The following is a 13,461-nucleotide window of genomic DNA, read 5'->3' as shown; positions in this document are numbered from 1 at the left end:
GATGCAAGACAGCGGACATGAGCCTAGCGCTCAACCGCCAACTTGCCACGACCTATTACTCCCGTAGCTCCGACCAAGGTGTAGTGGTAGATGCCTGATGCCAAGCCTGCAAGGTTTACTTCGGTTCGGGGTTGATCTGCAGGGATCAAGGTGCGGAGCACCTCAGCGCCCATGGCATTCACCATCACCAACGAAGAGGGATCCTTCAGCGCGGCATCAAGGATCAGCAATGCTTGGTCCTTCGCCGGGTTGGGCACTAAGGCGCATAGAAGCTGCGCAGCCATGGGCCTGCGTTTCGTGATCAAGCCTTGCTGCAGGCAAAGCGCGGCATCGTCGTACTCGTGGGCATCGTCGATCAGGCTGTAGAGGGAGCGCGCGCGGAACACGGCATTCCCGCCAGAGAGCGGGCACTGGTCGGCGACGGCCAGCAGCGCTTCAGCTTGGGCAGGTGTGAAGTCCGTGATGTTCTTCGCGAGCGTAGCCAGATGCACCTCGTTCACCGTCTTGTTGTTCGCTTCGATGTGGTCGCCCGTTGCGATGGCTGCGTTGGTGGCCCGCACGCCTTCGGCGGTGAGGGCGCGGCTGTTCGTGGCCAGGCTCAGCGCATCGCCATGGTAGGCCAGCAAGGCCGCGATGGAGGCTTGCAGCGTATTGATCGCCTGTGCATGTGCTAGCCGCTGCGCGGCCGTGATACTCTCATCACCTACGGCTTGGACTTCGGCATGCAACTGCAACCGCAAGGCGACCAGTTGCGCAGCGCCCAATGCCAGGGCCGCGCTCACGGTGGCATCCAGGCCATAGAGCGCCAGTTGCTCGCCTTCGAGCTGTTTCAGTTGCGCGAGCACCTCCGTCTCCACATCGGTGTAGAATTCCTGGAGCAAGGGGTTGCCGATCAAGCGCTCAGGCTCCTCCGTAAGCAGTTCGTACAGGTCGCCCTTCATGGTCCAGCGCGTCTCGGGCGTGTAATCCGCATTGTCCAAAGTGCCGTCTGCGATGCGTTGCATCAGTTCAGGGGAACAACCCGTGCAACGCTCGCCCAAGCCATCACACGCGAAATCACTTTCGCAATCGTAGTTCGGCTCTTCCTGCATATTCAGGAACCACCCGAAAGCAGGCCAGATTGAAGTAGGCACATAGCTGCCACCAGAAGGCGGCTGCAAAGACCCGTTCACCTTGAACTTATACAGGTCTGCATTGGTCGCATTCTCATAGTACGCCTGGTAACCACCACTTGGCGCGGCCTGTTGCCATGTATTCCCCTTGTAGAACTGCTCCCCGATGATGGCATCGAACTCCAGATGCAGTCCCCAGCGGTGGTTGCGGAAGGTGTTGCCCTTGAGATCGACGTCGCTGGCATAGCCGCTCAAGAGCATGCCGTTGGTGGTCCTATCCACAGTATTGCAACTGATCAGCATGTCCTGGCCCTCCCAGTTGCGAATGCCGCTCTGAGCCAGGTTGGGGTAGGTGGCGTATTGCGGATCCGTATTGTCCACCGTATTGCAGCTCAGCACAACGCGCTGGCAACCGCTGGTGATGATGCCATTGAGGCTGTGCTGCCGGTGAGTCATGCTGATGGTGTTGTCCAACGCCTGCCAGTTGGCGGCCGAGCTCAAGTTGATGCCGTGGCGCGAGGCGGGGTTGCTCACGAACTGCAGGGTGTTGTGGCGGATGATGGAGCTGGGGTTGGTGCCCAGCGCTTCGGCCACGCGAATGCCGCAGTAACCACGGCACGAGATGCACTCCTGGTCATCGCCGAAGGTGATGTGGTTGCCCTCGACGAGCACGCTATTGGCGCCATCGTTGAAGCGCAGATCCATGCCGTGGTACTTGCAATGGACGCGGTTGTCGAACACCCTCACCTCGCGGTAAAAACTGTGCTCGATCCGGTGTGCGGTGCCCATATCGGTCATGCGGTTGTGCGCGGAGACCACGTTCATGTTGTTGGTGTACAAGCCCCAGCGGCAATAGCTGAAGGAGGCTTGGTCGGTGGCCGCGCTGCCGTACCCGTACTGCTTCAAGCTGCTCCATGCGCCTTCGCTATCGGCGTAGATGGCGCTGCCGTTGGCCACGCCTAGGTCGGTGTATGCCGCGTCAGGTTGAATGTCATTGAAAGTGCAGCCCTCTTCGCTGACATCGCTTCCATGCGCCACGATTCCGTTGCTCATGTGGTGGATGCTGTTGCCACCGCCGGTGAAGTCCAGGCTCATGTCATTCACATCGAAAGCGGCGTAGCCCACATCGCCGAGCACGCTGGTCTGGTTGGCATACGGTTGCGCGAGCGGGCCTTCGGCATGCGCGCTTGTATTGCTCACGCTAATGCTCACGCTGTTGTACTGCCCTTGCCCGGGCACGCTGAAGGCCACGCGGTTGTTCACGAGCTCCGAGCCATCGACGATGAGGATGGCGCTGTTGAGCGCCTTGAATGCGTTCTCAGCATCGGCGATGCTCGATTCGTTCATCAGCACGATGCAGCCATCGTTGGCGGATATGCCTTTCCACATCACGTTGTTGCAGGCGGCGAACGAGCTGCTCTCGATGCGGAGGTAGCGGCCCGGTTCCATCAGCACCTGTGCGCCCGGCGCAACGGTCACCTCAGCATTTTCGAAGGTCACGTCCTGATCAATGAGGAAATCGCCCTGGATGGCCACGGGTCCGGTGAAATACGCATTAACTGAACTGGCCGTACTTCCAGCCGGGATGATGGTGGCCGCAGCACAGCACGGATACACATCCACCTGCTGGGTGCTGGTGCTGGCTACGCCGTTGAGGATCACGGTGTGGGTGATGGTGTAAGTACCCGGCGCGGCCGGTGGGATGGGGGCGCATGCAGTGCAGCCGTTGGTCGTGGTGATCTCCGCGAAGTAGTCGTAAGTGTAGCTGCTGGCACCATTGACGGGCGTGGTGCGGTTGTCACCCCAGGTCCAGATGTGGATGGCGGCGGGATCCTGGAAGTCGGCTTGCACGTTCACGATGCCCGTGCATGCGTCTTGTTGTATGGTGAATTGCGGGTTCGGACCATCGACAAGGCAATCCGTGAGGATGATGTTGGCGGCTTGCGTGAGGAAGCCCGGAGGGTCGACCTCGTTGCCTTGCGGATCGAACACCGTGGTGAAATTGAGCAGGCCGGCATTGCCGATCGTGCCGGTGTAGAACACGTTCTGGCTGGGTGGCGGCGCGCTGTTGACGGTGAAGGGGATGCAGACCACTCCGCCGAACCCGGCGAACAGCACGGGCGCATTCAAGAACTCGATATAGACATGCACCACGGCCATGCCGGGTGGCAACGTGAACGGCGGCGCCATCGCAGGGCCTATGTAGCTGTTCGAGCTCAGGGTGAAACTGCTCGTCGCGCCACTCAGGTCTGTTGGCGGTGACAGGAAGCTCGGATAGATCAAATCGAACTCCACTGCGCCCACATTGGGCACCACGCTGTGATAGGCCATGCAGAGCGTCACAGGGCCTTCGGTGCAGTCCCCAGCGCCACCCACGACTAAAGGGCATCCCTCGAGAATGTTCACGATGGCATTGTCCCAAGGGTCCTCGTTGCCGGGGCCGTCCACATGAACCTCGTTGAGGTAGGTGCCCAGGTTGGTGAAGAAGCCCACATAGGTGAAGGTCTGGCAGCCCGGCGGCAGGTCGATGGTGATGCCGCTGCCGGCGAGCGGGTTGGTGTAGCCCGGCCAGAGCTGGAAGTACTGCGGGTCACCGAACACGATGGCATCGGTGATGGTGACACCAGGGATGGTGCTGCCCGTGTTGTTGCACACCGTGATGGTGTAAGTGACGGGTGAGCCGGCGTAGGTCTGCGACGTGGAGACGGTCTTGGAGACGGTAATCGGGTCGCCGCAGAGCTGCGATCCCACGGTGAAGTTCGCCGTAGCCGAGCAACCGAGCAGTGCATCTGTTACATCCACGGTGTAGTCGCCCGGAGCAAGCCCGGTTGGGTCTTCGTCAGTGGAACTGTTGCTCCAGCTGAACTCGTATGTCCCAGACCCACCCACAACAGTGATATCAATCAGCCCATCCTCCTGCCCAAAGCAGGCATTGGTGACCACGCCGGTGATCTCGATCACTGGGCGGATGCGCACATCGTCGATGTACACCGTGCCGTTCCCACCGTTCTGTGAAGCGTAGGCCACTAGCCAGTTCGCGCTCGGCCCGGGAGGGAAGGTGAATGGAGCCGTCGTGTAGTTCACCCACTGGTTGTTGAGCGGCTGGGCCGCCGTGAACGTGATAGCCGCGAACGTGGGACCACCGCCGCACGAAATGGCGCCCCCGTTCACGTCGGTTTGTCCTTGTGCTTGCGTGCACGGTTGCTGCTCGAATGCGCGGAAATCCACCACTGCGTTGCACGGTGATGCTGGCACTCGCGCCCAGAAGTCCAGGACATATTTCAAGTTGGGCTGCATGGGAACGCAGAGTTCGAATGCCAAGCCCTCTTGATTGAACGACGGGCTGCCAGGTGCGCCGGCTACCACCATGGCGGCGTAGTGCTGGTTGAGCGGCGCGCCATTATGAGAAGGAGGCACCGGCAGCGGGCTGGATGAGCAGAAGTTAAAGTAGGTGAGGTTGCCAGTTGGGGTTCCGGAATCCTCAACCCAATTCGTCCCATTGAAGTACATGTGGTCCGGTGTATTCCCTTGCATGGGTCCGGAGATCCTGAAATTCGAGTAGGGCATGCAGTACTCGGATGATATACTCTCCAAATCCCAGCCGTTCACGATGTTGCAGTCTTCGCAACTGGCAGATGGCTCGACCATGATGAAGATGTGCGCGTAGTTCCCGTGGGTGCCGTTGCTGGAGTTGATCGGATGGTATCGGAGTACGGCCCAGCCCAGGAAATCCGGATCCGGTGTGTAGTCGATGGAGGTGCTCGTTATATTGTTGACCACCCCGCCGCCAACGAGGATCTCCACGCAGGGGTCGTATTCATCTGCCACGGTATTGGGCTTCGCCTGGTCCTCATCATTCAGGAGGAAGTCGTCAATGATGAGTGGGGCCGCTTGTCCTTGCTGATAGGTGTACTGCTCGCCGGTGGCGTATCGGAACATGTCGTCCACTCCCGCAATGCGCGAACCGCAGGGTGGATAATTGGTGGCAACCGTGCCGATCCAGGCCGGGTCCGTGCCAACGGTCGTAGTTGTCCGGTAGCCCAGATCGCACAGGACCTGTGCCTCGGCAAGCGTGGGTATGCGGGTCTGGCCGGTGAACACCGCAGGCTCCATCAAGAACGCAAGGCCTCCGGAACACGTGCCGTCCAAGTGGCTGAGGCTGGTTCCTGGAATGAACCCGGCCGGTGAGAAGGCAGGCTCATTGGCGTTCGGGCCGGTGAAGGTCATGCCGCAGTTGCCATTGAGAGCAGCACCCGAATACGTTATCGCATTGCACACCCATTGATTCGTCACTACGGGTGCTCCAGCGACCTGCAAGCGAGTGTCCCAGCGAGAATAGTAATTCGAGCCACCGATCGCACTACCGCCGGCCGCATTGATCAATGAAGCGACACCAAGGGTGTGCAGCGCCTCGTGGAAGATGACCGAATGCAGGTCAAACGGCGGAACCGGGACGGGCGCCGCCGGGTTGAGGTGCCAACTGGTATTCGGGAATTGATTAAAGTCAACTTGGATCCGACCATGGAACAGTTGGCCTGCGAAATTCGGGAACGGTGCGCCTGCAGTGGTTTGCGGAATCCAAGAGTCATAGCCGCCGTTGATCGTTTTCCAGACCTCACCATCCAACACCCGGCGCTGCATGGTTGCTGGTGTGACATATTCTCCATTACTGAAATTGATCGGGCTATAAATAGACGTGCCTTGTGCCAATACGCCCGGGACCTGAAGCGGTGACAATCGCATCTGAATGTTCACGAAGCCCGTTGAAGGCGGCTGGAGTGTGTACGGATGATTGGCGGGCTCAATCAGCTCAGATAGGTCCCGGAATACACGGCACGCTATGTCGCGGTACGTTGGGCCCCATATTGGATCGTTGAAGCCCGTGTTATTGTCCGTGAACACCAGATTGAACCACCCGGCTACGCACGAGGTCGCCCCCCCCCCAAAGGCAGGGGCTGCTTCAGGCACAACCAGGTCGTGCATGGGGATGGCTTCTCCGAAACGGTCGTAGGCAACAACGTTGGCATGGTCAGGGATGCCATTGATCTGGGCGCACACAATGCCTGACAAGGGGAGCATGGTGCAGGTCATCCAGAATGAAGCAATAATCTCAGAGGTGCGGCTCAAGGGTTTCATGGCGCTTTCGTGTCGTGAATGCTTGATCGAGCGGCTCAAGGCGTGGCAACAAAGGAGAGGCGAAGCGCACGGCCGTCCGCGTAATTCAAAGTGGCGAGATGAACACCGGGCTTCAAAGCCCCGATCCCTATGCGGGATGCGTCGCCGAACGCACGTGAAAAGAGTCGTTTGCCGCAAGCATCGTACACGACCAGGGTCCCTGAACCATGGGGTGCATTGCCGAGGTCAACGACCCACCCATTGGCATCCATATAGATGCGAGGGACTGCCTGCGTCGAGTGATAGAAGCCTAGGCTGGGATCCAGGTTTATCGCGAATGGAATGACCTCCGTGCAGCCGTTCGCTGCGGTGACCGAAACGCTGTGCTCTCCAACGGGAAGGTCATTGCGACTGAAGAGGTCCGTTACGCCATCACTCCAAACAATCGTGTAAGGTCCGTACGCGTCATCTAGCAAGATGCTCGCTCCGCCTGGTGCAGACACCGCAGCAGCGTCGATCGTGTTGACTTCAAAAGGGAAGCAGAGCACCGGCGTGGGTGCTCCGTACGCATACACCTGCGGGGCGCAAGGTTGCCCTTCACCCCTGAGGCAGAAGGAGAACTGCGAGCTCGTGCTCAAGCTCGTGCTGCTGATCTGCAGGTAGTATGAACTGTTCTCGTAATTCCCTAACTCGGTTAAGATCGTGTCTGCAGGAGTAAGGCTGAAGCACTGCGCTGGCACGAGTTGGCTGCAATCCGGTCCATGCCATATCGTGATTTGCACCGAGTCCGTGGTATAGAATGGACCAGGACTGACTTCCAAGGTGAAATAGCAAAGGGGCTGGAAGCGGTACCAAACATCGTTCGAAGGAACCGTTTGATTCAACGCGTAACCCGAACAGGCCAATCCAGAAGAGGGATAAGGGAACTCTGGACCAGCTAAGGTGGTTGATTCGGTGAACACCTCGGTGCCCGGCACCCCGATCGGCTCCCAAATGCACATCGCTCCGGATTCGTTGATGATGAGATTGGTGGCGGATAAGCATGAATCGTTCGGAGCTTGCGCCAGGGCCGCAGCGGGCATCAACAGCAGCAGTGTTTGGAGCCGTTGCGTTGGTCTCATGCGTACAGGACATTTCGTGCAATTCATCCCGCAGTGGGCTGTTGAGCAGAAAAGGTCAATCCATCAATCCTCTGGTCGCACACCGGCAATCCCATAGATTCCTGCACCCTCGTTGCCGTCCGCTCCAATGGCCATTCGTGAAGCAGTCCCCTCTCCTTCAGAACAGCGCTTGCTCACCCGAGCGCTGCTCATATGAACGAAGGTATAAACATCTTCTTGTTTTGCCTAACGCGTGTCGGCAATTCGTTCTGCATCACTCACGGGTTGCCACACAGGTTGCTGCGCCGCGCCCCGCTTCCGCGTTCATGGATTGCGGTGTTACGCCTTTGGCTTCGGCTCATTCTGGCAAGCACGGAGTACTTACCAGGCAGTCATGAGGTCCGATCGAAGCGTAATTTCCTGCGAGGGTTGGGCAACGGTGGGTTCGTGCGAGATTTTACTTCGATGCCAAAAGGGGAACCGAGGCTGAATCTGTAGGGTTTGCCCGTGCCAGTGGACGCCCTCACTGCGGCTCGCTGAACGCCGGATCGTTCAGGAAGCGCTCATCGGTGAGGGCTTCCAGGAAGGCTTTGAGGTCGGCGCGCTCCTGCGCATCAAGGTCGATCTGGCCGCCGGTCCAGGGCCACATGTGATTATCGAGATTGGGCTCATTGATGTTCACGCTGTCTGCGTAGAAGTCGATCACTTCTTCCAGCATGGCGAAGCGCCCATCGTGCATGTAGGGCGCGGTGACGGCGATGTTGCGCAGGCTGTTCACCTTGAAGCGGCCGCGATCGCTCACGAGGCCAGTGATCTCCGCCAATCCTTGATCCGGTCCGGGCGCCATGCCGATGTTGCGCAGGTCGTGGTCCTGGAAGAGCGGCGCCATGTGGCAGAGGTCGCACTCGGCCTCGCCGAAGAAGAGGTCCATGCCGCGCACCTGGGCATCGGACATGGCCGTGGCATCACCGCTGTAGTAGTAGCGGTCGAAGGGCGAATCGAAGCTGAGCAGCGTGCGCTCGAATTGCGCGATGGCCTTCACCACGCGCACGCTGTCAATGTCCGGGGATCCGAAGGCGCGAGCGAAAAGCTCGGGATAGTTGGGCAGTCGGCGGAGCCGTTCCTCCACCACGGGCCAGCGGTTGCGCATCTCGAGGTGATTCACCACGGGGCCGAAGGCTTGCTCTTCCAACGAAGCCGCGCGGCCATCCCAGAAGAGGAGATGGTCCCAGAGCATGTTCTGCACGGGCATCGATTGCCGCCGCCCCACGGACCCATCCGATCCGAGCGAGAATCTACGCGGGTCGCTGAAGGCGAACTCCTGCTGGTGGCACGATCCGCAGCTGAGGCTATAGTTGTCCGACAGCGCTTTCTCATAGAACAGCTTGCGGCCCAGCGCAACGCCTTCCACGGTGAGCGGATTGTCGGCGGGCAGGTTCATCGGATGCGGCAGGTTCTGCGTCCAAGGCGGCAGTTCCAGCGCCAAGGGCGTGGGCCCCGTGAAGGCATCCGCCTGCTCCACGGCGGGATCCTTGCGGCACGCCGCGATGGCGAGCAAGGCGAATAGGAAGGGGAGGCGCCGCATGCGTGGCGAAGATCGATAGTGCGACGATCAATGGCGGTGGCCGGGAGGGCCGAAACGCGGATCAACGAGGAAGGCCGAATCGGTGAGCGTGCGCAGGAAGGCAACCAGGTCCGTGCGGTCCTGCTTGGAGAGCCGCACTTCGCCTTTGCGCCAGGGCAGCATGTGCTCATCGAGCGTGGGCGATGCCGTGAACACGTCATCCGCATAGAAATCGACGACCTGCTCCAGCGTGGCGAATCGGCCATCGTGCATGTATGGCGCCGTCACGGCGATGTTGCGGAGCGTAGGGGTCTTGAATCGCCCCGCGTGCCAGGGCAGGCCCGTGCGAGCACCCATGCCGAGGTCCGTGGGCACGCTGTCGAGCCCGATGTTCAGCACATGATGCCCCTTGAAGAGCGGCGGCTCGTGGCAATCGACGCAATGCGCGCGGGTGAAGAAGAGGTCCTTGCCTCGCTTCTCCTGCGCATTGAGCGCATCGGCCTGTTTCCCGTAGAAGTAGCGGTCGAATCGCGAATCGAGTGAGACCATGGTGCGCTCGAACTGCGCCAGGGCGAATGCGATGCGCAGGCTGTCGATGCGGGCATCGCCGAAGGCGGCGGCGAAGAGCGGCGGATAACGCTTGTCCTGCGCAAGGCGATGGCTCACTTCGATCCAGCGGCTCGCCATCTCGCGGTGCGCGGTCACCGGCTCGAAGGCCTGCAGCTCGAGGCTGAGGGCGCGGGCGTCCCAGAAGAAGAAATGGTCCCACGCCAGGTTCATCAAAGGCATGCTGTTGCGCGCCGTGCGCTGGCCGCTCATGCCGCTGGAGAAGCGCGCGCTGTCCGCGAAGGCGAAGCGCTGCAGGTGGCAACTGGCGCAAGAGAGCGAGCCATCGGCGCTCAGTGCTTTTTCATGAAAGAGCATGCGGCCCAGCGCTGCGCCTTCCACGGTGAGCGGATTATCGTAGGGGGAATCGAGGCGGAGCGCGGTGTCGGCGATAGCCCAAGCGGGGAGCTCGAGTCGCAGGGGTGTTGATCCGGTTGGTGCAGCGTTCTTGGGCGGATGATGGCATGACATCAGGGCCGCGAGAGCGGTCGGAAGTACGAATCGATTCGCTGACATAGCGGGGTCCGGATTCAGCGCCGCCGCTTCTTCGATCGCAATGGTCTGCGACTCATATGGAAAACACTGTACACAATGGCTAGGCCACCCGTCAACTCGAACACGATGCAATATGGGAAGTCCTGGACCGGGGCGTATCGGAAACCGTTCACCCGTTCAGGGTAGCTGCATGTCACGCGAACCAGGTCCTCAATGGCTTTGAGCACTGCTTTGTCGAAGCGCGCGCCAAGTTTCGGTTGCTCGAGCTCGTAGTGCAATGAGGCCTCCTGCCATTCCTGCCAAGCCAGGTCACGCAGCTCAATGGCCTTTGCCTTCATGCGCGCTTGCGCTTCAGCATGGCCTTCACCTCCTTCAGGGAGTATCCCTTGCCTTTGCCTTGCCGCCGCGCTTCTCGCCGCTCCTCGAGCATGGCCAATTGCTCCTTGGTGAATCGGAACTCGCCGGCCTCAGCCTCCAACGCCTTGCTCACCTTGGCCAGCACATGTTCATCATTGGTGGCAATGATGCGTTCGATCAGGTCGAGCTTCGTGAACATGATACCGTGTTTCCGCCAAAGCTATGCGCCGGGCATGCCCGTTGGATGCTGGTCATTGGCATTCAACCCTCAGCCCTCGAACGCTGCAGCATCAGTGACGGCTGTTTACCCTCAACCTGCCTTGTCATCCCGGGCTTGACCCGGGACAACCCCCAACCCCCAACCGCCTAGATGATATTCACCTCGCGCTCCAGCTCCACGCCGAAGCGCTCGCGCACACTGCGAAGCACTTGATCGCTCAGTTCCCAGACCTCAGCGCCCGTGGCGCCGCCGTGGTTCACCAGCACCAGTGCCTGCTTCTCATGCACCCCGCATGCGCCGATGCGCCTGCCCTTCCAGCCGCATTGCTCAATGAGCCAGCCTGCCGCAAGCTTGCTGTGGCCTTCGCCTGCTGGATAGACCGGTGCGTTCGGGTGAGCGAGCTTGATGCGCTCTGCGACGCGTGCATCCACCACCGGGTTCTTGAAGAAGCTCCCTGCGTTGCCCAGCACCTTGGGGTCCGGCAGTTTGCTGCTGCGGATGGCGATCACCGCGTCGCTCACATCCTTGATCGTCGGTTGCGCCACGCCCATCCGGGACAGCTCACCTTGGATGTCGCCGTAGGCGGTACGGATGAGGTGATCGCGCTTCGTGAGGGTAAAGCTGACATTCAGGATGATGAATCGATCCTTGCCTTCGCGTTTGAAGAAGCTCTCGCGGTAGCCGAATGAACAAGCCGAGCGATCGAAGCGAATGACCTCACCATCGCTCACGCGCAAGGCTTCCAACGAAACGAAGCAATCCTTGATCTCCACGCCGTACGCACCGATGTTCTGCATGGGCGCTGCGCCCACCTTGCCGGGAATCAGGCTGAGGTTCTCGAGCCCGCCCCAGCCCTTGGCCACGCAGTGCATCACCAGGTCATGCCACACCACGCCGGCGCCAGCGCGCACCACGACGCGATCGTCCATCTCGGCTTCGATTGCGATGCCCGGGACTTCATTCAGCAGCACCAGTCCTTCGAAATCGCGGGTGAAGAGGATGTTGCTGCCGCCGCCAAGCACGAGGCGCGGCAGGGCACTGAGCTCCGGCGCGGCCAGCAACGCGCGCAATTCTTCCACCGCTTGGAAGCTGCAGAGCGCATCCGCCTTAACGGCGATGCCGAAGGTGTTGAAGGGCTGGAGGTCGGCGTTGCGGAGCAGGGGCATAGGCGCGCAAGTTTACCGGTGAAGACTGACCGGTTCTCGTTACCGCGTTTTTTCCACGATCGCTTGCATTTGCCCGTCGAGCATATACATTCGTTCCACCAGTTAGCTATCGCTCGATTAGTTTGAACTTGAATGAAGCCTTTTGCATCACCTTCACCATGCCCAGCGATGCCTCATATCTGAGCGGCGTCCGCACCTTGAGCCTTGCGCCCTGCGCCTTGCGCCCTGCGCCCTGCGCCTTGCGCCCTGCGCCTTGCGCCTTGCGCCTTGCGCCTTGCGCCTTGCTTATTCTTCCAGCCCAACAAGGTAGGCCATGGCCTCCTTCACGAAAAAGCCCCCAGCGCTTGCGACGCCAGGGGCCGGTTGCTACATGTCCCACTAACACGCGAATGAAAATGGAAACGAGCTAGGCAAAGGTACCGACCCCGCCCGGAAGCAACCGCGAGCCGGGCGGGGCGGTGAGCACCCGGTATCTTCGAAATCGAAGCCGGAAGCGGAGGCAGCGCGCACGCCAGTGCCGCTGTCCTCCATGTGCCGAAGACGCGGTAGAAGGATTTGAACAAGATCGAGGAACATGCGCTCAGCGCTGCTGTCCATAATGCTGCTTTTTTCCGTGCTGCAAACGCGCGCACAGAATCTTGTGCCGAATTGGAGCTTCGAGGAGATCAGCAGTTGCCCGCAATACCAAGGCGATATCGAGAACGCCATCGGTTGGCTCACCTTCAGAGGCGAGTATTCCTGCGACCTCTATCATGTGTGCGGACATCCGGATTCGTGCGGAGTGCCAATCAATTTTGCGGGTGAGCAGCTGCCTTCCAGTGGGCAGGCCTATGCCGGCATCCACACATTCAGCGCGGATGACGCCTGGCCTTGGTACACGAGAGAGTGGGTAGGTGCGCAACTGACTACTCCGTTAGTTGTCGGCGCGACTTATCATGCTACGTTCAAGGTCAGTCTCACACTGGGTTGGGGAACTGGAGCCCCGTTGTTCGAGAGATGCCGCTTCGCCAATGACCGAACCGGATTGTTCTTCACCATGAGCCAATGGCTTCAGGACGACTTTGATCCTGTGCCTGGTTATGCCCACGTGTTCGGCACCGAAGTGGTTGAGGACACGGTGGGCTGGACCCTGATCAGCGGCAGTTTCGTGGCCGATAGCGCGTACCAGTACGTGGTGGTAGGCAACTTCTTCAGCGACGAGGAGACGAATTGGTCGCTAATGGACCCCAATGGCACCGGCTATCTGGCCTATTACTACATCGACGATGTGTGCGTCTCACCGAATCCGCAGTATTGTGCCATTGCGTCTGGCCTGGCGATCAGGCCGGGGCAAGGGTTCAGGGTTTGGAGCGACCTTTCGAGTGGCACCTTGAACGCCGCTGGAATTCAGGGGCTTGGTGTGGAGCGCATATCGGTGGTGGATGCAATCGGCAGATCAGTCGCACAGCCGCTGGCGGTTACTGGCTCGGATAGCTGGAGCGTTTCGGTCAGCACATGGGCGAGCGGTGCATACATCGTGGTAGTTGAACTCGATGATGGCAGTCGAATAGCTGAGCGTGTGTTCCTCGGTCGTTAAACCGAGAAAATGAGACAGATCAATCGAGCGTGGATCCTGGCACTGGGTTTCTGCGCGATGACGACGTGGGCAAATGCCCAATTCACCAATATCGGTGGAGGAGGTTGGTGGCGCACCAATCAGACGGGAGCGAATCTTGGTAGGGGTTTG

At 60.0% G+C, this 13,461-nt stretch carries 8 protein-coding genes; 1 reads left to right on the top strand and 7 read right to left on the bottom strand.

Features of this window, described 5'->3' with window-relative positions:
• Nucleotides 1-23: 23 nt before the first annotated feature.
• From IPM12_02440 to murB, 7 genes are all read right to left on the bottom strand, one after another.
• Nucleotides 24-6,248: a right-handed parallel beta-helix repeat-containing protein gene (locus IPM12_02440; protein ID MBK9146661.1), complete on the bottom strand. Its 6,225-nt coding sequence runs from the start codon at nt 6,246-6,248 to the stop codon at nt 24-26.
• 35 nt (nt 6,249-6,283) lie between these two features.
• The gene (locus tag IPM12_02435) at nt 6,284-7,348 is read right to left on the bottom strand and encodes a hypothetical protein (GenBank protein MBK9146660.1); all 1,065 of its coding nucleotides are present in this window, start codon (nt 7,346-7,348) and stop codon (nt 6,284-6,286) included.
• A gap of 502 nt (nt 7,349-7,850) precedes the next feature.
• Nucleotides 7,851-8,912: a cytochrome-c peroxidase gene (locus IPM12_02430; protein MBK9146659.1), complete on the bottom strand. Its 1,062-nt coding sequence runs from the start codon at nt 8,910-8,912 to the stop codon at nt 7,851-7,853.
• Between the two features lie 27 nt (nt 8,913-8,939).
• Entirely contained in the window at nt 8,940-9,968 is a 1,029-nt protein-coding gene (locus tag IPM12_02425; protein MBK9146658.1) for a c-type cytochrome, read from the bottom strand.
• A gap of 59 nt (nt 9,969-10,027) precedes the next feature.
• Nucleotides 10,028-10,330: a type II toxin-antitoxin system RelE/ParE family toxin gene (locus IPM12_02420; protein ID MBK9146657.1), complete on the bottom strand. Its 303-nt coding sequence runs from the start codon at nt 10,328-10,330 to the stop codon at nt 10,028-10,030.
• Nucleotides 10,327-10,548: a hypothetical protein gene (locus tag IPM12_02415; protein MBK9146656.1), complete on the bottom strand. Its 222-nt coding sequence runs from the start codon at nt 10,546-10,548 to the stop codon at nt 10,327-10,329. The genes IPM12_02420 and IPM12_02415 overlap by 4 nt, the downstream gene beginning before the upstream one ends.
• 167 nt (nt 10,549-10,715) lie before the next feature.
• Entirely contained in the window at nt 10,716-11,735 is a 1,020-nt protein-coding gene (gene murB / locus IPM12_02410; GenBank protein MBK9146655.1) for a UDP-N-acetylmuramate dehydrogenase, read from the bottom strand.
• A gap of 574 nt (nt 11,736-12,309) precedes the next feature.
• Between murB and IPM12_02405 the strand changes: the two genes are divergently transcribed.
• Complete coding sequence (locus tag IPM12_02405) at nt 12,310-13,311, top strand: T9SS type A sorting domain-containing protein (GenBank protein MBK9146654.1); 1,002 nt, start codon at nt 12,310-12,312, stop codon at nt 13,309-13,311.
• Nucleotides 13,312-13,461: the final 150 nt, after the last annotated feature.

The organism is Flavobacteriales bacterium (assembly GCA_016716605.1).
In the GTDB taxonomy this organism is placed as follows: Bacteria; Bacteroidota; Bacteroidia; order Flavobacteriales_F; family PHOS-HE28; genus PHOS-HE28.
Note: the sequence above shows the minus strand (reverse complement) of the source record. Positions and strands in the feature narration are given on the sequence as shown.